The following is a 21,574-nucleotide window of genomic DNA, read 5'->3' as shown; positions in this document are numbered from 1 at the left end:
GGACATGGCTAAATGGCATTTTTCTGAATTATTTCAGCTGGCATTTAGCTTTGCGATTCACGTGGCGTCAGAAAGCCATGTTTTTCTCTGAAATATTCTTGCCCTTGACATCAAACTAAGGGCGGGTGTTTCCTTTAGATACTTTGAAGCTGGACGGGCTTGGTGTGGATACAGTGTCGGTTAAACATAGATGGAAATGGGGAGTTCAATCATTTTGATGGAGAATCGAGAACATACCCGCGCAGCCCGTGCCGGCTCTAGAACAACGACTACGGTGCTATTTCCATGAGCCGCGGACTCTACCCATGCACAGCAGCTAACCCCATGGGCGCGGACCCTGACGATGGTTTACTTGGGGAAGGTAGTTTGCCTTGGCCCAGTGTGGTGGCTTCCCGTCGATTCCCGTCGACCATCGGAATTGGTGGGCTATATGCCACTGACGACTTGAGCGCTGCCGAATTTCTCATCGGCGAGCTAACTGACGCCGAAAGCGATTTGACCCGGGCCGAGTCCAGTATTTATTTGGCGCTATTGGTCGAGCTCATGGTCAAGCTGAGGACAGCGGCCGACGTCTCGGCCGAGCAATTTCTTGCCCTCAAGGCTAAAGCTGAAAGCATCCCTGTAGTAGGTGGCGCACTCTTTTCAAGTTCAAACCTTCCAGGCACTTTAGCTAATATTGCCGCGATTGGGTATTCAGCCAGCAAAGTTAAAAGTGTTGAGGATATTCTAGACCTCAGCGAGCCCCTAAAGAAGAAGTTGAAGGAGTGGGCGGCCACGCGAGGCGTCAAGAGCAGCCAGTCCGCGCGTCGTGCTTTTGAAGGCCGTATAAAGCTGGTGCGAGTCGGGAGCGCGCTGATGTTTGAAATTCCGGCCAACGCTCAGGCCAATATATATCGTGTAGCAGGAAAACGCGTAGGAAACGTCGTTCATGTTCCTGCTTTTAATACGGCTCAGGCTCTGCGCAATAGCGCGCATGTGGATTCCGCAGCTTATGGTCTCAAAGGTGTCGGCAAAGTGTTGTCAAGTCCTGGCGTAGGCGGGCTGCTCGCTTTCGGCCCTCAGTTATATATAGACGTTAGTACGTCTTCAACTCCGGGCGAAATTCTAAGGAAGTCAGCCTACAGCCAGCCTACTAACGCTTTGGCTTTTGGCAGCGGCATTGTCGTCGGCGCCCTGGTCAGCGGGCCGGCGGTTATCGTGGTTGCGGTAACAATGGTCACGGGTGTGATCATTCACGTCGCGATGAGCGATAGCGTCACAGGCTGGAGTACCGAGTTTGGTGACTGGTTAACGGGGGCGAACTGACAATGTTCACTATCGAGCCGCAACGGTATATCAGCAAGGTATTTGCTGCGTGGGCGTTCTTTTTGATCATCCTTTCACTATACGCTGGTATGTACCCTACATTATTAGCCGCCCCTGTCGGAATATTCTTGGTCGGGCTGTTTTTCTGTGCTGTCCAGTGCGCCTATCGCACCGAAAGACTCAGCACTTATGGCAGCTTCCTGATGTTCTGTAACTTGGCGATAGGGCCCGCATTGGCGGCTTTGGGCTTGATGATCGTGTTCCACAAGCAAATGCACCTCGGTGCTGGAATGTCTGCTGGGTTGAGTGTACTGCCGGCTCTAGCGACAGCGGGTGGGTATGCCGCTCTATATGCGTGGAGTAGCCCGGTTTCACCGTTGCATTTCAATGATACGCGCGTGGAGGTTGGTGAAATGCCATGTGACAGTAGACTCCTGGCCGGCACTGGTGCAGGGCTTGGCGTGTTGCTCGGGCCTTTTTTGATTGCCTACCGCTCAACAGCGACCTTACTAGTGCTGCTGTTCCTCGCCCTTTCAGTGTTTATGCTGGTCTACCATCGCCACAATATTACTGCACTGCGTACGCTAAAGGCGCGAGAGGAGCGCGAAGGTGTCTACTACAGGTTTATGGAGCTGGAGGCTATTCGGCAAAAGCGAATGGCTTCTGTCATAGGCCGTCTGTTCAAACCACAGCGCCACAATTGATGTCGGATGGCGGTACGCTTTTCAGGAGATTTTCATGCTGATGGAACAACTCAGTTCATTGCTGAACTTGCAAAATCGTCGCTTGTTCAAGTTCACGACTTCTGCGGCTGCGGCCGGGGAAGATCTGTTGTTAGAGCATTTTTTTGGCAATGAAGCGCTGTCCAAGCCTTACAATTTTGAGCTTTCTCTACTAAGTCAGACGCCGGATGTAGAGCTCAAATCGCTTATGGGCCGCTCGGCGACAATCGAAATTGAACTGGCCGATGGCGCCACCCGCTACCTGAACGGATACATCAACAGCTTTGCTACCCAAGGCAGTGACGGTGGAATTTCCCGTTACTCGGCTATTTTGGGCCCTTGGTTGTGGATGCTCGGCCGTCGCTTCGATTCGCGAATCTTCCAGGATAAAACCGTGGAAGAAGTGGTGGTGGAGGTTTTCAGCGATTTTGGTGCGCTACCCAAGTACGAGTTTCGGCTGCAGAAGCCACTCAAGCGCTACAGTTACATCACCCAATACCGCGAGAGTGACCAAAACTTTATCCACCGGCTGTTGGAAGGCGACGGCCTTTTTTACTACTTTGAACACACCGCCGATTCCCATTTGATGGTGATAACCGACAACTCCAATACCCTGACACCGCTCACCCAGCAACCACAGATCCGCTTCCACACGGCTTCAGTGACCGAGACTTCGGATTCCATCACCCATTGGTCGGCACAGCGGAGCTTGCTGGCGGGTAAAATTTCGGTTCAGACATTCGACTACCGGCAGCCCCGTAATCGCTTGCCGGTTTCCATGGACAGCTTGACCCAGCAAGGCGAAGTTGACCGTTACGAAGTCTATGACTTCCCTGGCCAATATACCCATGGAACCTACACCGATGGCGAATCTCTGGTGCGTAACCGCATCGAGGCGCTGGAGTTGTTAGGCAAGACGTTCTTCGGGGATAGTAACTGCCGTGCCATGAAACCGGGTTCCACCTTCGAACTAACCCAGCACTACGTTCACGACGCCGGTTCTGTCGATGATAGACAGTTTCTGCTCATCAGTGTGGAGCATCGTGGAAGCAACAATTACCTCACCGGGGGGCAGGCCGGTTACCACAACAAATTTGTATGCGTGCGCAAGAAAATCGCCTACCGCGCACAAATGAACACTCGCAAACCCGCCATCAGTGGCCCTCAGACTGCAATCGTTGTAGGCCCGGCCGGGGAAGAAATATTTACCGACAACCTTGGCCGCGTGAAGGTGCAGTTTCACTGGGACCGCCAGGGCCAGTTCGACGATAAAAGCTCCTGCTGGGTTCGCGTCGCCCAATCCGGTGCCAGCGGCGGTTTCGGCAGCATCCAGATACCCCGCGTTGGCGATGAAGTAGTGGTGGTATTCCTCGACGGCGATCCTGACCGGCCTTTGGTCATGGGTAGCTTATATAACAGTCAGAATATGCCTCCATGGACGCTTCCGCAGAACAAAACCCAGACTGGCTTTGTCACGCGCTCAATTAATGGAAAAGCCTCTAATGCTAATTTTTTTCGCTTCGAAGACAAGGCCGGTGCTGAGCAGGTTAGCCTGCACGCGGAGCGTAATCTAGATATCAGTACTGAAGGTGATGAAAGCCATGCAGTCGGGGCTGATCTTAATATTAAAGTCAAAGGTAAGCATTCTGAGACGATCACGCTGGATGCCAGCATTGCTGTCGAAAAGGGTTCGTACTACGTGACGTCTGATAACGGGGAGATCAAGATCAAGGCGGCGACATCCATAGTCATGGAGGTGGGCTCCAGTAAGCTCATCATGAGCGCCGATGGGACCATAGACTTGTCGGGTATTACAGTAAACGTCGAAGGGAAAAACATCATCAATCTTAACAAGTCCGCGAATTAAAAGGCGAGCCGTATGCGCCGATATAAATCTCAGACGGGAAGTATGTATGATCGTATTTCTGAACAGCGCACTCAGGAACAGCTCCACGCCAAAACTGCAAATACTGAGCAGAAGCGGCTTGCGGCGGCTACGCCCCCACGCTGCGAGCGGTTTATTACCAATGAATTGAGTTTTGTTCGTCCCATCAGCTTCACAGATAAGACCTTCCACGTGTTTACATTGACGGATATTGCGCCGAGCCCTTTCTCGCTTGTCATAGGTCGTACTCCCATCGGCGGCGACAGTGACTTGGAAACTATGACGCAGCTATTGCTGGCAGACCTTGCAAAGTCATTACTTCATCTCCAATGGGTAGAGCCTCTTTGCCCTGCCATAGTGGCTGGAATCGATGCTCGACGTGTTGAGTTCACCTGGCGTCAGCAGGGGCAGCTAGTGCACCAGTTGCAGTTAATTTTTTTACTTTATGATGAGCATTCTCAGCCGCTGTTGATGCAGGTCACCGGGACCAGTAATCACCCAAAAGGGATGACACCTGAGGAGCGATCCGCCTTTTATTCAATTGTTGAGTCGATCCAGCTTAGGCAGCGGTTCTCTGTGGATGATGAAGTGGCAACGAATATATGAGCCAAGCCGCGAGGGTCACCGACCCGGTAGAGCACACCGGCTCATTAACCGGACTGCTGGCGGGGCTAGCCATCGGGGCTATCGGCGGCGCGTCGATAGGCAGTACCAATGGGTTAGCTGCGGCGGTGATGGTAGGGGCATCGGTAGCAGCAGGGAGCGCAATAGAAGCATTGTCTGCAAGTCTGTCTGCCAGTGATCATATGGCTGGGCAGATTTCCAGCGGCTCCCGTAACGTTCATATCAATGGTAGAGCAGCGGCCAGGGCGCATCTGGACACTGCTAAGTGCGATAAACATAGCTCTAAGTTGAGGGTCATTGCTCAGGGCAGCAGCAGCGTTTACATAAACAGTATGCCCGCGGCTCGGGCAGGGGATCGGATCGCTTGCGATGCGAAGATTAGTGCAGGCTCGGCTAATGTTTTTATTGGCGGCTAAACAGAAGTGGCCCCAGGTCCCAAAAAGAATTCAGCATTGAGCCCCTATTACAATCCAAAGTGGCTGCCTGAGAGCCTGAGCAATAAAGCCATCGCCCAGGCTCTTGGCCCTGTCCAGCACCCCCTAAACCCTCACATCCCCCCGCCCCCAAACCGGCATCGCCACATCCCCCACCAGCGCATCCTTGAAATAAGGCAGGGCCCCCCACAGCTGTGCGTCGCCCACCAGGAATACCTTGTGCTGGGCGCGGGTGACTGCGACGTTGAGCAAGTTGGGTTTGGACGCTGCCCACTGGGCGCCGCCGAGGTTGTTGGGGTCGGTGCCCAGTACCATAAAGACGGTCTTCTGTTCGCGGCCTTGGAAGGTGTGGACGGTGCCGACACTGCGTTTCAGCCATTGCCGAAGGGTGGTTTTGCTCGGCGACTGGCCTTGCCATTGGGCGTGGATGAGGGTTTGCCGAACGGCATCGCGGATGGCGCGAAAGGGCGAGATGACGTAGAGCTCCGGGAGCTTTTGGTCGCGCTGGAACAGGGCGACGATGGTGTCGGCGATAAACGTGACCTGGGCCGTGACCACTTGTTTGCGGGCGACCGTGCCGGGGATGTTGATCCAGCCACTGGGCAGGTCTAACAGGGTGGGTGCGCTGGGTTGCCTTTGCGCCAGGCCGTAGACCATTTTGTCGTCGTAGGCGATGCGGTTGGCCAGGCTGAACATGGGGTCGTTGCAGCGCCGGTGCACGCGCAGCGGGCTGCCGATCCACAGGCGTTGATTCTGCACAGTCGCGTAGGTGCCAAAGCGGTTGGCCTGGTCGGCGAGGGTTTGTACCGACACCCGGTGCGGTGCGTAGTGGTCATTGGCGGTGACCGCCGACAGTTGCCCCAGGGCGGTAATCAGGCGTGTGGGTAGAGTGAACACGGGTTCGATTTGCAATGGGTCGCCCACCACGATGCAACGCTTGGCGCGCCAGAGTGCGCCCACCGCTGCCTGGGGTACCGCTTGGCCGGCTTCGTCGATAAATACCCAGCCCAGTGCGCCCGGGCCCAAGTCGCGGAACTGATTGGCGAAGGAGGCGAAGGTGCTGGACACCACTGGGATGACCATAAACAGGTTTTGCCAGATGGCCAGGGCGTGGCGTGGGTCTTCCATGGGTTCGCCCGCCACGGCTTTGGACACGGCCACCAGGTTGCTGCGCAGTGCGCCGCCTGTTTGCCCGGCCTGGTGGAGCCACGCTTCTTGCAGCGCCAGGGCTGCGGCAAAGAGCTGCGAGCGTAAGGTTGCCAGTGGTTCGTCGTGCCACACGCCTTGCACTTGGAAAGCATCGGTTTCCAGTTCGCCCAGCGCTCTAGGTAGTACCGGTTTGCCCAACTGTTGCTCAAGATCTAAGCGTTCCTGCTGCAGCGCTTGCCAGGCTGCCGTACGCTCGGCGAGACGCTGCTCGCTGGCGTGCAACAGGTCTGCGGCCTCGCGCTGTGCCTTGCCCAGCCGGGTTGCCTCGACGCCAGCCGCTTTGGCCTGACCGTGGGCGGCCAGTTGTTCCTGGGCGTTGGCTTTGCGCCGTTCGGTGTAGGCCTTCGCCTCGGCCATGCGTAGCCAGCGGGCCCACCATGGCGGAGCCGTGCGGTCGATGAGCGCCTGTTCTTCAGTAAGCCCGAGCAGGGTGTGTTGCAGCGCCTTTTGCTGGGCGATGACCTCGTTCAACGATGCGCTGATTTGGTCGACTGTGCCCTGGGCAGTGGCGGTTTCGGCCACGCACTGCGCGACGTAGCCCTCGTAGGTTTGTTGACCCAGTTGGTCATATAAGTCAGCCAGGCGCTCGCGCATCGCCAGCGCCTGTTCAACGGCCAGGTCGGCTTGTTGGAAGGCCGTTTGGGCGGCATTGAAGGATGTCTTGTGCGGGGTGGCCAGCCATCGCCATAGGGTCAGCGGCGTCTCAGCACTTTCACTGGCAAACACATTGATGAACACCCGCTCTTTGAAGTGTTTTCGGTTACGCGAGTTACCCAGGGCGCAGGTCAGCAGGCCCCAGGGCATCTCCTTGCCCACGGGTGAACTGACCCCCTGTTTACTGATCTGCAACGCCAAATTGTGCGCTACCGGTTGCAGGTAGCTGATGTTTGGCCAGGCCTCATCCAGGGCTTTACGCTTGACCAAGTCCAACGAGATGTTTTCTACCGCGGCGTTGTTAGTCGAGGCCACGACCATTTCGAAGCCGGTCAATGCGTCGATCAAGGGGCGCACTTTCACGGGTTCATCCGCGCCTTTAAAGCGTACGGTGATGCGGTCTTTGACGAACCCCGCGTCGGGCGTGGCCAGGCCCGCCAGTACCCTGGCACGGCGTACGATGTTGTCGGCGAAGATGTCGCGCAACAGCGTGGTTTTGCCTGTGCCCGGCGGGCCGTTTACCGAGAACACACCGTTGTTTTGGAGTTCGAGACGGCTTTGGTTCAAGGCGAACTGCTGCATCAAACTCATGGGGTGCCGGGGGGACGCGAACCAGTGCCCGAGGTTCATCAAACCCGGGCGCAGCCCCTGCATCAAGGCGGCGTGGCCCTGTTCGCTGTACAGGTCGATGCGCGCGTGTGGCGCCAGCGGGATGAGGTAGCGGTGCAGGGCGGCCGGTATATCGCCGCTTCGTACGCTCTGAATGGCCCGCTCGATATCCTTGATGTAGAAGCTGTTGAGGATATCGAGGTCGGCCGGTTCTTCTTCTGTTTCGTCCTCTTCGGCGGCGGGTTGCGCCTGTGCAGCTGGCTGTGATTTTTCACCTTCGCTCGCCTCTGTGCGGGGCTTGACCCAGGCTTCCAGGATGGCTAGGGGCTGCTCGGCGTCTGGCCAGAAACCCGCCCAATTGCACAATAACCCATGCAACTGAGCCACTTCTTCAGCGGCCAGCGGTTGCCCGGCCAGCCCGCCGCGCGCGCTCATAAAATTGCCCAACAGCGCGATTAGCCTTTGTTGCGCCGCGGCAAAGGCGTCATAGCCCAGCGCGCTCAAGCCGTGGGCGCGGGTTTGGCCCATGGCCCACGGCGCGGTAGAAATGGATACGGAGTCCAGACGAATATGCCCGGCGGCGTCCAAGCCGACCTTGGCAAAACAGCTGATGCCTTCCAGGTCGCCGCGCGCCTCTTCTTCAAAGGCCTGCAAAGGGTCAGCGCGCTCGTCATTGGTCAACGCCAGGCTGTCGCACACTTGGCTGATGGCCGATTTGTCGAACACGCCCAAGTACAGCGTGTAGCCGCGCACTTCTCGGTCGGTGGGTACATCCAGGGTCAGCGAGTCAGTGCTTAGCGTCTCGCGCAGCAGCTGTTTGAATTGCCATGGCTCGAGATCGTCGAGGCGTTGATCCAGGCCGTAGGGGATAAAGAATTCGACTTTATGCCAGTAGTCCAGAATGGCGAGCAATGTTTCTTGATCGTGCGAGGCCAACGTATACATCCGACTGTCCGTTTTCGAAGTAGGCAGTGTACACCGTGAAGGCGGCCCTTGAGGGCCGCCAGGCCTTTCGCTCAATGGCTCAGCAACGTATCGATGCCATCGGGTTTGTCGTGCACACCAAACCGGTCCACCAAGGTGGCGGTGGCCTGGTTCATGCCGATCACCTCGACCTGGGTGCCACCACGGCGCAGCTTCAATACCACTTTGTCGAGCGCGGCGACGGAGGTAATGTCCCAGAAGTGCGCTTCGCGCAAGTCGATGGTCACGGCTTCAACGGCTTCTTCGAGGTCGAACGACGCCGTGAAACGATCGGCCGAGCCGAAGAATACCTGGCCAACCACCGTGTAAGTCCGTTGGCTGCGAGCAGGGTCATGTGTCGAGCGAACATCCAGGTAGTGGGCAATCTTGTTGGCGAAGAACATGGCCGCTAACAGGGTTCCCGCCACCACGCCGAACGCCAGGTTGTGGGTGGCGACGACTACGACCACGGTCACCACCATCACGATGTTGGTCGAGAGCGGGTATTGCTTCAAATTGCCAATCGAGGCCCAGCTAAAGGTGCTAATCGACACCATGATCATCACGGCCACCAAGGCGGCCATGGGAATACGCGCCAGCCAGTCACCGAGGAAGATCATCATGATCAGCAGGGACACCCCCGCACTTAAGGTCGACAGGCGCGTGCGGCCGCCGGATTTTACGTTGATCATCGATTGGCCAATCATGGCGCAACCGGCCATGCCGCCAAGCAACCCACTGGCGATGTTGGCGATGCCCTGGCCTTTGCATTCGCGGCTCTTATCGCTGGTGGTATCCGTCAGATCGTCGACGATGGTTGCCGTCATCATGGATTCCAGCAAACCCACCACGGCCAGCGCCGCCGAGTAGGGCAGTACGATCCACAGGGTGTCCAGGTTCAGGGGTACATCGGGCCACATGAATACCGGCAGGCTGTCGGGCAGCGTGCCCATGTCACCCACCGTGCGGATGTCCAGGCCCATGTACACCGAAAAGGCGGTCAGCAGCACGATGCACACTAGCGGGGAGGGCAGCCATTTGCCGATCACGGGCAAGCGGGGGAACAGGTAAATGATCGCCAAGCCAGCGGCGGTCAGTGCGTACACCGGCCAGGTGACGTTTGTCAGTTCCGGCAATTGCGCCATGAAGATCAGAATCGCCAGGGCGTTGACGAAGCCGGTCACCACTGAACGGGAGACGAAACGCATCAACTCCCCGAGGCGCAGATAACCCGCGATGATTTGCAACACGCCACAGAGCAGCGTGGCGACCAACAGGTATTGCAGGCCATGATCCTTGACCAAGTTGACCATCAACAACGCCATGGCGCCGGTGGCGGCGGAGATCATCGCGGGGCGGCCGCCGACGAAGGCAATGACGGCACAGATACAAAATGAAGCGTAGAGCCCGACTTTAGGGTCCAGGCCAGCGATGATGGAGAACGCAATGGCTTCTGGAATAAGGGCCAGTGCAACCACAACGCCAGCGAGCACATCAGCCCGGATATTCGACAGCCAGGCCGCTTTGATTTTTTCGAGCATTTATTTACCCATAGCAGGCACGGCATAACGCGCAGCGTCGGGCGCTGAGCCATGCACGTGCGTCTGTATTCAATTAGGTTTTGGGGGCGCGGCGACCAAAAAGATGGGCACAGCAAAGGGCGACCGCAGCTAGGTGGCGGTCAAGGTATTGCGAGGGGGCGTAGCGCTAAGGCGGCGTAGGCAGCCAGTTGGAACGAGGCAAGGCGGATTCCTTCGATTAGTTGAAAAATCGAGAAACAATGTTAACCGGCTAGAAGTTGCAGATTCAACCGCTAGCCGACGAGTGCACCGCTCGCCCGCGCGGCTGAACGACGATTGCCAGGCAAGCCGCGAGCGCAAATGTGGCCAACGCGCTAACCACCCCAGTGGCCTCCAGCAAGGCGCCAAACAGCGGTGTACCGACCGTTTGGCCAAGGGCGAGCACAAGAAACGGCAGGCCGATACCCAGGTCTGGGCGGTCCGGCAGCAGGGCGATACCTTTTATCAAATAGCCGCTAGTGGCCACGATATAAGTGGCCCCAAATACGCCCATGGCCGCAAAACCGCCAAGGGGCGCATTGGCCACTATTGCCAAGCCGAGGGTGGCCATGGCGATGCCTACCAGCGCCGCCGTGAGCAGGTTGCCCGTACCGACGCGCTGGGTCAGGGTGCCAGTGCAGGCACCACCGAGGCCTGCGCTACCGAGGACGATCCAGGCTGCGGCAATGTAGGCCGGGGAGAAGCCAGCCTCACTGCGCAAAATGTCCGCACCAAAGGTCCACACCGCTGTGCTCGCCAGCCCCATGAGAAAAGCACTGCAGCACAAGGCCAGCAGGCCAGGCCGGCGTAGGCGGCTAAAGGAAAAAACACCCGCCGCTTCGCTGTGCCTGCGCGGCGATATGGCGAACCACAGCCATACGCTAATACCTGCGCCGACCAGCGCGAACAGGGCATACAACTCCCGCCACGCGCCCGCCGCGACCAAGGCCGCTAAGCCGGATAAGACAATTCCGGCGCCGGTCCCGGCATTGATAACGGCGTTCGCTTTGGGGCGCGCGTCAGCGCTGAACTGGGCCGACACCGCACTGGCGAGCGGCGGCGAGGTCAGCCCCGTGCTCAACCCGGCCAGGGCGATACCCAGGCCCAGGGGTAAGGCCGATGATGCGCACACCACCAGGCCCATCCCAAGCGTTGCCGACAGCCCCGCCATGAGGGCCAATGCCCGGGGGCTGAGCGCGCCACTGCTGACGAATGCGAAGAGGATGCCCACACAATAGGCGGCAAAGGCACTGCCCCCAATCCAGCCTGCCGTGCTCACATCCAGGGCGAGATCCTCACGGATCTGCGGCAATAGCAGGCCATAGGCAAACCGCGCCAGCCCGTATGACAAAGCGGTCAAGGCAAAGGCGGCCCCGACCAGATTGACACCCCGCTTCATAGGCGGCGTGCCCTGACGCCGCCCAGTAAAACCAGCGCAGCCCCTTTGGCGTCATTAATAACCGAAGCCCTCGACACACTCGCCGCCGCCGTCGCCCCTTCGAGCAATAGCCAGACTTGAGAAGCCAGTTCGGCCTCGTCGCGGCCCAGCGCAGCCTGCACGCGCCGAGTGACCTCAGCCTGGAACGCGACCTTCTGCCGCTGAACCAGCAGAACGATGGCCTCGTTAGCCTCGGCATACTCATGATAGGCCCGCAACAATAGGCAGCCGCGCGCGCCGTGCACCTCAACCCAGCGCCGCAGCGTATCGAACAGCGACCCAATGGGGTCGGCCGGTAATGCCTCGCCGGCAAGTTGCGCCATAAACGCCAGGTGCCGGGCCTCCAGCACCGCAATCACCAGCCCGTCCCGGGAGCCAAAGTGCTTGTAGAGGGTTCGGGTGGACACGCCAGAAGGCGCGATGATGCGGTCGATGCCGATACCACGAAAGCCTTCGGCTTCGAAGATGCGTTCGGCGCTGGCGATGATTGCGGTTCGTTTGTCCATGGGCTTGAGTGTAAAACGATCGCTTTACAGGTCAAGGGGCAGGAATGGGCCTTGCCTCCTCCGGTAAAGGCATACGGCCACCAATTAAGATTTGTCTAATGTTTGCCGCCGCGGCGGCAATGCACCATGGCCTGGCTTACCGATGTGCTCGGTAACCCACCCTCCAACCGTAAAAGGGCAATGCCATGCTGAACACTTTGAGCAAATTCACCCTCGCCTGCGGCGCCACCTGCCTGTTGGCTAGCACCGCTTCCTTCGCCGATCAAGGCCAGATCGCCTTTACCGGTACGGTCACCGATAACGCCTGCACCATTAGCACCGCCGATGTCAGCAAGTCAGTCGCTCTGGACCCAGTGCGCATCGCCGACTTCGCCTCCTCGGTAGGCTCCAAGGCTAAGCCGAAGAAGTTTTCCCTGAACCTGGAGAACTGCAGCACCGAGGCCAAGAAGAACGTGGCGATTACCTTCAGCGGCCAGCCAGACGCCACCGATGCCACCCTGCTGGGTCTGCGGGGCGACAGCCAGGTCAAGGGTATCGCTATCCAGATCGACGATAGCCGTGACGGCAGCAAGGTGGCCCTGAATGCGCCGGTCAACTATGCCCTGCGTAACCAAAGCAACACCTTCGACTTCACCGCCTCCTACGTGCGCACCGTCGCCGATACCGTCACCGGGAGCGGCGATGAAGCGGTGACCGTTTCTGGCATCGGCACCGGTCAGGTCAACGCCCTGGCCACCTTCGATGTGACCTACCGCTAATTCTTCTCCCTGCTTGCCGTGGGCCGCTTGAACTGGCGCGGCCCACGGTTCTTAAAGGTTATCGATCATGCGCTTGAAGCTCTTTGTGTCTCTGGCCCTGCTGCCGCTGTGGTTCTTGGCTAACGCCGATGCCGCCGTGATGGTGGGCGCCACCCGGCTGGTCTACGACGGCGCCTCGAAAGAGGCCAACCTGGCGGTCAGCAACCGCGGTGATGATTCGCCATTTCTGGTGCAATCCTGGGTGAGCCGCTACAACGGCAACGAAGCCAGTGTCGACAGCTTTATCGTCACGCCCCCGCTGTTCAGGCTCGATGCCAATAAGGAGAACATTCTGCGCGTTGTGTTCACCGGCGGGGCCGATGTGCCCCAGGACCGCGAGAGCCTGTTTCTGATGAACGTCAAGGCGATCCCGGCCATGAGTGAAGCGCAGCGTGACAAGAACGTCCTGCAGATCGCGCTCAAGACCACCATCAAACTGTTCTACCGCCCCGCAGGCCTCAAGGGGTCGCTCAAGGACAGTGTGGCCCAGTTGGGCTGGGCGGCGAAGGCCGGCACGCTGGCGGTCGACAACCCCTCCGGTTTCCACGTGGTCATCAGCGACCTGAAGGTCAACGGCCAGGCCATCACTCAAGCCATGGACGCCCTGCGCCCCGGCGAGCACCGTGACTTCGCCGTCAAGGCCAAGGCTGGCGACGAGGTCTTGCTCAGCTACATCGACGACTACGGCACCCACATCACCGCCCCGGTGATTCACCTGCACTGATCCGCCGCACTCGCCGCCCAGGAAACCCCATGTTCGTTTCGCTCCCACTCATGCGCCGTGGCGCCGTGAAGGCCTTTGGCTGCCCGCTGGCAACCTTCCTGGCTCTGCACTCGGTGTCGGCGCAAGCGGCTTTCCAGTTCGATCCGTCGTTTCTGGAAATCGGCGGTGGCCAGGGTTCGGCCGAGCTCCAGCAACAGATCGGCGCCATGAGCGAAGGTCAACTGCCAGGCGTCTACCGGGTAGGCATTTCGCTCAATCAACGTTTTGTCGAGCAGCGCGATATCCGCTTCGTGCGCGTCACAAGCGGCGCTCAACACTCGGACACCGGCCTGTTTCCCTGCCTGGACGCCGATTTCTTCCGTAGCCAAGGCGTCGCCGCAGAGGTGCTGGCCAAGCGCACGGATGCCGATCCGACGTGTCTGCTTTTCGATCAGGGCCTGGCGGGTGTCAGCTACGACTACGACTTTAACCAGCAGACGCTGGCGATCGAAGTGCCACAGGCTTACTTGGGCGAGATCCCCTTCGAGGTGCGTCGCCGCCAATGGAGTAATGGCGAGCGCGTGGCGTTCACTCACTATTCGCTGTCTGGCAGCTCGGTGCAGGCCGAGACCGGGCGGCGCCAAGACCAGTTCGCCAGCTTTCGCAGCGGCCTGAATGCCGGGGCCTGGCGCCTGCGCAACTTCTCCACTTGGCGCAAGGGCACTGACACGCCTGGGCGTTGGGAGTCACTGGAAACCTACGCACAGCGCGACCTGGGCAACATGATGGCGATGGCCACGGTGGGCGATGCAGCGACCGAAGGCGATCTGTTCGATGCCATTCCCTATCGCGGCGTGGGCATCGCCTCGGACCTGGACATGCTGCCCGACCAAGCGCGCGGTTTCGCGCCAGTGATCCGTGGCATCGCCAATGGGCGTTCGCGGGTGATCATTCGCCAGCGCGGCTACGTTATCCACGAGCAGTGGGTGCCATCTGGACCGTTCGCCCTGACCGATCTGTACCCGACCGCCAGCAACGGTGACATTGAAGTGACCGTTGAAAGTGCCGATGGCCAAGTGCAGGTCTATACCCAGTCGTTTTCCTCGGTACCCTACATGCTGCGCGAAGGCCAGCAGACCTATTCGCTTTACGCCGGTCGCTATCGCCCGTCGTCGGACGTTGGGCAAGACACTCCTACCTTTTTGCAAGGCACCCTACGCCGTGGGCTGGCCCAGGGCACCACGGTATTTGCTGGCACCTTGCTGAGTGATGGCTACAGCGCCGGGCTGGTGGGCGTCGCCCATGACTTCGCCGGCTTCGGTGCGGTTTCCGTCGATGTCACCCATGCCCGCGCGGCCGATGTGCTGCCGGACAAGCCCACGCAAAGTGGCCAGTCGCTGCGCTTTCGCTATTCCAAATCGCTGGAGGTCACCAACACCACTTTCAGCCTGGTCGGCTATCGCTACTCCACCTCGGGTTACTACGCTTTTGCCGAGGCGCTGGACAGCCGCGCCAATGCACAAGTCGCCCAGCCTTATCGTCAGCCCGGTGACCTGCCGCCCGCCGCCAGCTATCGCAGCGGCCACATGAAAAGTAACCTCAACGCCAACGTTTCCCAGCAGTTGGGCAGCTACGGCTCCATGTACGCCACCCTGTCCAAGACCGCCTACTGGGGCAGCAACACCGCCGATACCAGCCTGCAAATGGGTTACAACTTCAGCGCCGGTGATATCTCGTACTCGCTGGGGGCGGGGGTGATCCAGGGGCAGACCCCTGATCGCAACCTGACACTGAGTATCAGCATGCCATTGGGCGGCTCGGGCAACCGGCGGCTGTCGGCGACCACCAGCCGCAGTTCCCGTGGCAATGCCTCGCACATGGCCACCTTGAGCGGTAACGCGTTGCAAGACGACGTGCTGGCCTACAGCGCCGGTGTGACCCAGCGGGTCAGTGCCGATCAGCGCACCACAGGCGGTGCGTTCGCCGCCCAGTACGACGCGGCCAATGCGACTTTCCACGGTGGCTACAACCAAGCCGGCGGCAACCGTCAACTGGACCTGGGGATGGAGGGGGCCGTAGTGGCCTACGACAGCCAGCTGATCTTCGCGCAGCCCCTGGGTGAGACCAATGTGATCGTCGCAGCCCCAGGGGCGGCGAACGTAAGTCTGACCAATAACCGTGGCGTGCGCACCAATGGCAACGGCTACACGGTCGTGCCGTCGGCCATGCCGTATCGCAAGAACCGGGTATCACTGGATACCCAGACAATTCCCCAGAATGTCGACATCCAGCAGTTGGTACAGGAAGTGACCCCCAATCGCGGTGCCTTCGTGGTGGCCGATTTCGAGACCCGCAGTGGCCGCCGGATCTTGTTCCGCATCAGTGACCGTGAGGGACGGGTGGCGCCTTTCGCCGCCAGTGCCGAGTTGTTCGCGCCCGACGGCCGCTCGCTGGGCAGCACCCTAGTGGCCGATAACGGCCGGGCGTTTTTGACCGGCGTACCGACGCAGGCGCGCCTCCAGGTCAGCTCGGGTGGCCAGCCCTGGTGCAGCAGTGAACTGCACCTCGACGACGAGGGTGCTGCCGCCGGCATCACCCAGATGAACCTTCAATGTGAGCGCTGGCCGGGTACGGCCAGCGCCAAGGACGCCTAAACCATGAAAGCCAACGCTACTCCACTCACCCCGTGGCGCCAGCTGCCGGCCGTCCTGTTGCTGATTATGGGCTGGCTGTTCGCCGGGCAAGCTCAGGCACTGATCGGCGGCAGCATCAGTTGCAGTGTGTCGGGCACTCCGGTGAACGGCTACACCTTTGAACCAGGTGCCCAGATGAGGATCGCGTTCAGCGGCAATTGCCAGGCCATCCGTATCTTTCCCAGCGGGGCTGCCCTCAACCATGAGCTGTACCTGACCTCGGGCAGCGGCGTGCAACTGCAACTGCTGGACCCTGCGACCAACATGCATCCCACCGCGTTGCCGCTGGGCAGCTACGGCGGCAGTTGCTTCAACCCCTATTGCGGCTTCATGGCGCCTGGCGCGGGTTTCTCCTACACCTTCTATGTGGTGGGCCAGGCGCCTACGTCACCGGGTGTGCGCCAGGCCACCCTGCGCCTGGGCTATACCGCGATCGGCTACCCGGCCTACGCGGAGTGGATACATCAAGTCAATTTCAAGTTCACGGTCGCCGATACCAGCTGCACGGTCCGGTCGCCGAGCACGGTGGACCTGTCGTTCGGCAGTATCAGCAGCGCCAATCTGAGCAGCCAGAGCCAGTCCACCAGCGTTCTGGTCAATTGCCCTACGGCGAAGTCAGCCAGCGTCTTTCTGGTGCCCAACCAAGGGGTGGTCAACGCCAGTGCCGGGCTGGCACGCACCTCACTCACGGGCCTGAATATGCAAACGCTGTGGGCCGGTACAGCCAACCCGGTAGCGCTCAATAGCCCGCTGCCCATGCAATTGCGGGCTGGCTCCAACGCCCTGAACCTGGCCTTCAAACCCCAGCTGGCTGGCGCGCAGGCGCCGTCCGGTGCATTCCAGAGCCAATACACGCTGGTTATCAACTACCTCTGAGGTTTCCATGAAAAGAATCTGGCTCGTGCTGTGCTTTATCAGCGCCAACGTCAACGCCGCTGACATGGTGACCATCAACGTGCGCGGCACGCTGGTGCGTCCGCCATGCCAGCTCAGTTCAGCAACGACGCTCACCGCGGACTTCGGCAATGTGCGCACGGACCAAGTCGAGCAGACCGCGACGAAAAATCTGCCGGTAACCCTGAACTGCCCGGCCGGCTCGGGGCTGAATGTCAGCTTCAGTTCCAGCAACGGTACCTATACCTCCACAGTGGCCAAAACGACGGCGAACAACCTGGGCGTCTCCTTGCTGTGGGCGGACAATTCCCCTGCCAACCTGCAAGGCAGCAGCAAAACCTACAACAACCAAAGCGGCACCGTGGATATCAGCCTAAAGGCGCAATTGGTAAAACGCGGTGACTTAGCCCCAGGGCAATTCAGCTCGGCCATTGTCATGACGATCAATTACCAATGAACAAGCTCCTTTGGATGTTGCTTGCGGTGGCTGGCAGCGCGCTGGCGCAACCGGCAGACACCGCCCAGGTGCACGTCAATGGCACCCTGGTTACGCCGCCGTGCAGGCCTGGGTTCGCAACCTCGCTGGAAGTGAAACTAGGTGAGGTCAACGTGCGCCAGTTGCTCGATGATAGTGCGAGCGTGACCGAGGTCCCGCTGACCTTCGCCTGCCGAGCCAACAGCCGCGTGAGCCTGTCGCTGTCGGCGGGGTTGGGGGGTGTCGACCGCCAGACCCTGCGCACCAGTCGTGAAGGCCTCGGGTTGCGCTTGGTTGGAGTGGGTACCCAGCCCGGTTTCACCCTGGGCGAAACCAGTAACTGGATCGCCGGCAGTGAACCGTTGGTGCTCACCTTGCGGGTCAAGCCGGTTTCGCTGGGTGCACTGCCGGACGCCGGCAGCTTCAGCGCGACCTTGTTAATGCAGATCCTTTACCTGTGATCAATGGAACTGCCTGGCCTCGATGCAGTAAGTGAGCAGCGCTTGGTCGCTGTCCACATCCAGCTTGCGCATGGCCGAGATCTTCTGGGCACTGACGGTCTTATTGCTGCGCGACACCTGGCGGGCGATGTCGCTGACGCTCATACCCGTCACGAACAGGCGCAGTACTTCCAGCTCTCGAGGCGAGAGGCTTTTGAAGCGCTCTTCAACCTGATAAGGGTTGCTCACCACTGAGCGGGCTTCGGCCGCTGGGCTCTTGTAGCTGCGCTGCGCAATGAGTGCACTGATCGCCTTCTCTATTTCACCGTGCAGATGGTTTTTCTGGATGACGCCGGCCACGCCCAGTTCTTCCAGTCGGGTCAGGATCAGGTTGTTGGAGATCATGGTGAGCACCAGCACCTGGGTCTCGGGAAAATGGCGCAGCACGTATTCGATCAGCTTTAGGCCGTCGCCGTAGGTGGCATCGCCGGGCATGTTGAAATCAGTGATCAACAACTGCGGCCGATGCTTACGCAACTGTTCCACCAATTCGCTTGAGCTCACGGCCTCGCCAACGAGGGTGCAGCGGGCGTCGCGCTGGACCATCTCGCGCACACCCAGCAGGACGATGGGGTGGTCGTCGGCGATGACAACGTTCATTTCAGACATGTTGGTTACTCTTGTAAAAGACATTGATCATCACGACGGCTCGGCCAGCAGACACTGCGCCACGGCAGACAGCCGGGCGCACACTAAGCGGATCTGCTGGGCCGCGTGGGCATTCAACGGTCCTTCGTGCAAGGCGTTCTCCCAGCGCTGGCAAGCGGTATACAAGGCTTCGGCGTGCACGCTGGCCAGGGCGCCGCTGAGGCTGTGCAGGCGTTGCTGAACCTGGGGCGCGTCATTGCGTTCCAGGGCTTGTTCGATCTGCTGCACGTCGGCCAGCAGGGTCTCGCCCATCAACTGGCGCATGGCCGCTGAGAGTTCGATCCAGCCGTCACGGTCCTTGTCCCGTTCGGGTGTCGCTACCGCCAAGCCGCTGGCCCGCTTGCAGTGCGACAGCAAGGTCTGACGCAACAGGCTCATGCTCAAGGGCTTGACCACCCAGGCGTTCATGCCTGCGGCCAGGCAATTGCGACCCTCCTCGCGCAGGGCATTGGCGGTGACCCCGATGATCGGCGCCTGCACGCCCTGCTCGCGCAGGGCGCGGGCCAGGTCGTAACCATTCATGCGTGGCATGTTGATGTCGGTGATCACCAGATCGAACGGCTGTGCATTCCAGATTTGCAGCGCCTGCTGGCCGTCACGCGCGACAGTAGGGTGGGCACCCAGGGCCTCGAGCTGCTCGCGCAACACGGCCTGGCTGACTAAGTTGTCTTCGACCACCAACACCCGCACGTTCAGGCAGGGCGCCCCCATACCTGGCGCCAGCATCGTCTGCGCCGGCGGCGGCACCGGGCTGTGCACCACCGGCAGGGTGATGAGCAGCGAGAAGCTGCTGCCCAGGCCAGGTTCGCTAACCACGCGCATGCTGCCGCCCATGAGTTCGCTCAGGCGCGAGCAGATCGACAGCCCGAGCCCCGCACCATTGCCGTCCTGGCCGGCTGCGACCTGATAAAAAGGCTTGAACAAGGGTTCCAGGGCCTTTTCCGGAATGCCCACGCCGGTATCGGTCACCTGCCACTGCAGCGAAACGTCCCTATCGGTCAGTGCCTGTACGGTCAAACGCAGGCGCACGCGGCCGGAGTCAGTGAATTTGATCGCGTTGCCTAGCAAGTTATGGAGGATTTGCCGTATCCGCCCTGCATCGCCCTCGATCTGCTGCGGCACCTGGGGATCGATTTCCGCCTCGATCTCCAGCCCTTTGTTGCGCGCCGTGGCGGTGAAGCCCAGCACCGCTTCTTCGACCAGTTGGGCGGGGGCAAATGGCGCCATTTCCAGTGCCATCTGCCCGGACTCGATCTTCGACACGTCCAGCACATTGCTGATCAACTGAAATAGGACGGTAGACGAGCCCTGAATGATTTCCAGGTACTGGCGCTGGCGCTCGCTCATCTCGGTGAGGCCAAGCAGCTCCAGGTTACCGAGCACGCCGTACAGCGGTGTGCGGATCTCGTGGCTCATGGTCGCCAGGAACACGGTCTTGGCTTCGTTGGCGGCGGTCGCCTGGCGATGCGCCTGGTTGAGCAGCAGGGTTTCGTCCACCTGGCGGGTGATGTCGTTGCAGCCACAGAGAAACACATCCTGGCCCTCGTAGCGCGCGGCGACCACCACCACCTGCAGGTAATGGTCGCCGACCGCCACGCACATTTCGCCCGGCACCTGCTCGCCATCAATGGTGTCCAGCACTTGCAGCAGGGGAGCTGTGGCGCCTAGTTGTGTCGCTCGCTGGTTTTCCAGCAATAAGTGCCGGTCGCTGCGCCGAATCACGCAGAGCCCCACCGGCGCGTTATGCAGCATGATGCGGTTGAAGGCTTCGCTGTCGAACAGACGATTCTGGGCGCGCTGGGCAGGGATGACGATGCGCGATTTGTACCAGTGGTTGATCCAGATCGCCGCCAGCACGGCGGCGATAAAGGTCAGCGCCAGGCCCAGCAACGGCCACTTGGCGTAGCGCAGAAAGTCCTGGTAGGTGATGGCGTACAGGCCTGTCCAGCGCTCACCGCTTTGCGAGACCATTTTGAAGCGCAAGCCCTGACTGTTGAAACTCAGGCCCATGGGGGCCAGGGCTTCTTCGCCCAAGTCGCCTAATATGACGTCGCCGTCGGGAGAGATCAGGGTGAACTGGTTGTACACCGAGAGGCTCAACACCCGCTCGAACTCATCGACTTGGGTCGTGTCGACTACCGCGGTCAGGGTTAGCAGCCCCTTGGCGCGCGCGGGGGGCAGCAGGGCGTCGGCGGCATTGATGCCGATCATGGCCACGATGCTGCGGTTGCCATGGTAAAGCTGGAGCGGCGCGCGCATCCAGCGAACGCGTCGGTCGTTCATCAAAATGCTTTGCGTCTGGCGCAGTTGCTGCAAGCGGCTGACCACGGTGGGGTATTGATCGGGCAGCAATGGCAGGTGCTGGCGCAGATCGCCGATGCCGGGCACGGCCAGGCTGGCATCACCCTCTGGCGCCAATACGAACAACTGCGGTGAGGCATAGAAAGAGTTTGCCCAAAACCCGCCGTAGTAGTCAGTCAACTGAACGCCCAAGGCCAGCGCCCGGCGAATATCATTCGGGGTAAGGGCCGCGGTGTGCGCCAAGGTAAAGGGCAGCGACAGCTCGAAACCCTTGGCCTGGAGCACGGTCTGGTCGCCATCTGTCTGCGAGCTCATGATTGAGATCGTCTGCACATTGGCCAGGGGAGGGGTGTCGGTCCGTCGATAACCCACCGCCACGTTGCGCATGAAGGTTTCATGCTCGCGGACGATTTCCAGCACCCGGGCGAAGTGGAACTCGACCCGTTGCTGTTCTGACTCTAGCAAGCGCGACACCGCCCAATAGCAAGTACTCGACAGCAGCAAAAGCAAAACCGTGAGCAGCAGCAGGGCTTTGTTCAGGCGCTGGGAGCTTTGCGCCAGTTTGTCCAGGCGCAGGCTTGCATGTTTCATGATGACTATCGCTCAACCTGATTCGGGTAGTGGAGCCGATGCGCAACGTGCTCGGCAACGAACG

General features: G+C 59.9%; 16 protein-coding genes and 1 pseudogene. 11 read left to right on the top strand and 6 right to left on the bottom strand.

Annotated elements, in window-relative coordinates:
* Positions 1-285: 285 nt before the first annotated feature.
* The 5 genes and pseudogenes from QCL65_RS22335 to QCL65_RS22315 all read left to right on the top strand — a co-directional run.
* Positions 286-1,305: a hypothetical protein gene (locus tag QCL65_RS22335; RefSeq protein ID WP_407312689.1), complete on the top strand. Its 1,020-nt coding sequence runs from the start codon at positions 286-288 to the stop codon at positions 1,303-1,305.
* Between the two features lie 2 nt (positions 1,306-1,307).
* The gene (locus tag QCL65_RS22330) at positions 1,308-2,009 is read left to right on the top strand and encodes a hypothetical protein (protein ID WP_407312687.1); all 702 of its coding nucleotides are present in this window, start codon (positions 1,308-1,310) and stop codon (positions 2,007-2,009) included.
* Between the two features lie 34 nt (positions 2,010-2,043).
* Complete coding sequence (gene tssI, locus QCL65_RS22325) at positions 2,044-3,894, top strand: type VI secretion system tip protein TssI/VgrG (RefSeq protein WP_407312685.1); 1,851 nt, start codon at positions 2,044-2,046, stop codon at positions 3,892-3,894.
* A gap of 12 nt (positions 3,895-3,906) precedes the next feature.
* Positions 3,907-4,518 (top strand): DcrB-related protein, encoded by a 612-nt coding sequence (locus tag QCL65_RS22320; RefSeq protein ID WP_407312683.1) that lies wholly within the window; start codon positions 3,907-3,909, stop codon positions 4,516-4,518.
* Positions 4,515-4,949, top strand: a pseudogene (locus QCL65_RS22315) (PAAR domain-containing protein); the annotation flags it as partial. The gene QCL65_RS22320 and the pseudogene QCL65_RS22315, both read left to right, overlap by 4 nt.
* A 126-nt stretch (positions 4,950-5,075) precedes the next feature.
* Here QCL65_RS22315 and QCL65_RS22310 read toward each other — a convergent pair.
* The 4 genes from QCL65_RS22310 to QCL65_RS22295 all read right to left on the bottom strand — a co-directional run bounded on the left by QCL65_RS22310 (position 5,076) and on the right by QCL65_RS22295 (position 11,908).
* Positions 5,076-8,387, bottom strand: coding sequence for a DEAD/DEAH box helicase (locus QCL65_RS22310; protein WP_407312681.1), 3,312 nt, complete (start codon positions 8,385-8,387; stop codon positions 5,076-5,078).
* Between the two features lie 71 nt (positions 8,388-8,458).
* Complete coding sequence (locus tag QCL65_RS22305) at positions 8,459-9,946, bottom strand: SulP family inorganic anion transporter (protein ID WP_407312679.1); 1,488 nt, start codon at positions 9,944-9,946, stop codon at positions 8,459-8,461.
* Positions 9,947-10,211: 265 nt separating this feature from the next.
* Complete coding sequence (locus QCL65_RS22300) at positions 10,212-11,363, bottom strand: YbfB/YjiJ family MFS transporter (RefSeq protein WP_407312677.1); 1,152 nt, start codon at positions 11,361-11,363, stop codon at positions 10,212-10,214.
* Positions 11,360-11,908: a TetR/AcrR family transcriptional regulator gene (locus QCL65_RS22295; RefSeq protein WP_407312675.1), complete on the bottom strand. Its 549-nt coding sequence runs from the start codon at positions 11,906-11,908 to the stop codon at positions 11,360-11,362. Before QCL65_RS22295 ends, QCL65_RS22300 begins: the two co-directional genes overlap by 4 nt.
* A gap of 185 nt (positions 11,909-12,093) precedes the next feature.
* Between QCL65_RS22295 and QCL65_RS22290 the strand changes: the two genes are divergently transcribed.
* The 6 genes from QCL65_RS22290 (at position 12,094) to QCL65_RS22265 (ending at position 17,931) form a co-directional block, all read left to right on the top strand.
* On the top strand, positions 12,094-12,666 hold the full coding sequence (locus QCL65_RS22290) for a fimbrial protein (protein ID WP_407312673.1): 573 nt from the start codon (positions 12,094-12,096) through the stop codon (positions 12,664-12,666).
* A gap of 67 nt (positions 12,667-12,733) precedes the next feature.
* Complete coding sequence (locus QCL65_RS22285; RefSeq protein ID WP_407312671.1) at positions 12,734-13,429, top strand: molecular chaperone; 696 nt, start codon at positions 12,734-12,736, stop codon at positions 13,427-13,429.
* Between the two features lie 29 nt (positions 13,430-13,458).
* A complete protein-coding gene (locus QCL65_RS22280) occupies positions 13,459-16,062 on the top strand; it encodes a fimbria/pilus outer membrane usher protein (RefSeq protein WP_407312669.1) in 2,604 nt (867 codons plus the stop codon).
* A 3-nt stretch (positions 16,063-16,065) separates the two neighbouring features.
* Positions 16,066-16,977 (top strand): fimbrial protein, encoded by a 912-nt coding sequence (locus QCL65_RS22275; RefSeq protein ID WP_407312667.1) that lies wholly within the window; start codon positions 16,066-16,068, stop codon positions 16,975-16,977.
* 7 nt (positions 16,978-16,984) lie between these two features.
* On the top strand, positions 16,985-17,452 hold the full coding sequence (locus tag QCL65_RS22270; RefSeq protein WP_407312665.1) for a fimbrial protein: 468 nt from the start codon (positions 16,985-16,987) through the stop codon (positions 17,450-17,452).
* Positions 17,449-17,931, top strand: a complete 483-nt coding sequence (locus tag QCL65_RS22265) for a fimbrial protein (protein ID WP_407312663.1) — start codon at positions 17,449-17,451, stop codon at positions 17,929-17,931. The genes QCL65_RS22270 and QCL65_RS22265 overlap by 4 nt, the downstream gene beginning before the upstream one ends.
* On the opposite strand, the gene QCL65_RS22260 is transcribed toward QCL65_RS22265, so the two are convergent.
* Entirely contained in the window at positions 17,932-18,579 is a 648-nt protein-coding gene (locus QCL65_RS22260; RefSeq protein WP_407312661.1) for a response regulator, read from the bottom strand. It abuts the gene before it with no gap.
* A 30-nt stretch (positions 18,580-18,609) separates the two neighbouring features.
* Positions 18,610-21,510 carry an ATP-binding protein gene (locus tag QCL65_RS22255; RefSeq protein WP_407312659.1) on the bottom strand — a complete coding sequence of 967 codons (2,901 nt, stop codon included), beginning with the start codon at positions 21,508-21,510 and terminating at the stop codon, positions 18,610-18,612.
* Between the last annotated feature and the right edge of the window lie 64 nt (positions 21,511-21,574).

It is taken from the genome of Pseudomonas sp. nanlin1 (assembly GCF_045571515.1).
In the GTDB taxonomy this organism is placed as follows: domain Bacteria; phylum Pseudomonadota; class Gammaproteobacteria; order Pseudomonadales; family Pseudomonadaceae; genus Aquipseudomonas.
Note: the sequence above shows the minus strand (reverse complement) of the source record. Positions and strands in the feature narration are given on the sequence as shown.

Coding starts and splice junctions, on each gene's coding strand:
- QCL65_RS22335 (WP_407312689.1), top strand. CDS start 286: ATGAGCCGCGGACTCTACCCATGCACAGCAGCTAACCCCATGGGCGCG.
- QCL65_RS22330 (WP_407312687.1), top strand. CDS start 1,308: ATGTTCACTATCGAGCCGCAACGGTATATCAGCAAGGTATTTGCTGCG.
- tssI (WP_407312685.1), top strand. CDS start 2,044: ATGCTGATGGAACAACTCAGTTCATTGCTGAACTTGCAAAATCGTCGC.
- QCL65_RS22320 (WP_407312683.1), top strand. CDS start 3,907: ATGCGCCGATATAAATCTCAGACGGGAAGTATGTATGATCGTATTTCT.
- QCL65_RS22310 (WP_407312681.1), bottom strand. CDS start 8,387: ATGTATACGTTGGCCTCGCACGATCAAGAAACATTGCTCGCCATTCTG.
- QCL65_RS22305 (WP_407312679.1), bottom strand. CDS start 9,946: ATGCTCGAAAAAATCAAAGCGGCCTGGCTGTCGAATATCCGGGCTGAT.
- QCL65_RS22300 (WP_407312677.1), bottom strand. CDS start 11,363: ATGAAGCGGGGTGTCAATCTGGTCGGGGCCGCCTTTGCCTTGACCGCT.
- QCL65_RS22295 (WP_407312675.1), bottom strand. CDS start 11,908: ATGGACAAACGAACCGCAATCATCGCCAGCGCCGAACGCATCTTCGAA.
- QCL65_RS22290 (WP_407312673.1), top strand. CDS start 12,094: ATGCTGAACACTTTGAGCAAATTCACCCTCGCCTGCGGCGCCACCTGC.
- QCL65_RS22285 (WP_407312671.1), top strand. CDS start 12,734: ATGCGCTTGAAGCTCTTTGTGTCTCTGGCCCTGCTGCCGCTGTGGTTC.
- QCL65_RS22280 (WP_407312669.1), top strand. CDS start 13,459: ATGTTCGTTTCGCTCCCACTCATGCGCCGTGGCGCCGTGAAGGCCTTT.
- QCL65_RS22275 (WP_407312667.1), top strand. CDS start 16,066: ATGAAAGCCAACGCTACTCCACTCACCCCGTGGCGCCAGCTGCCGGCC.
- QCL65_RS22270 (WP_407312665.1), top strand. CDS start 16,985: ATGAAAAGAATCTGGCTCGTGCTGTGCTTTATCAGCGCCAACGTCAAC.
- QCL65_RS22265 (WP_407312663.1), top strand. CDS start 17,449: ATGAACAAGCTCCTTTGGATGTTGCTTGCGGTGGCTGGCAGCGCGCTG.
- QCL65_RS22260 (WP_407312661.1), bottom strand. CDS start 18,579: ATGTCTGAAATGAACGTTGTCATCGCCGACGACCACCCCATCGTCCTG.
- QCL65_RS22255 (WP_407312659.1), bottom strand. CDS start 21,510: ATGAAACATGCAAGCCTGCGCCTGGACAAACTGGCGCAAAGCTCCCAG.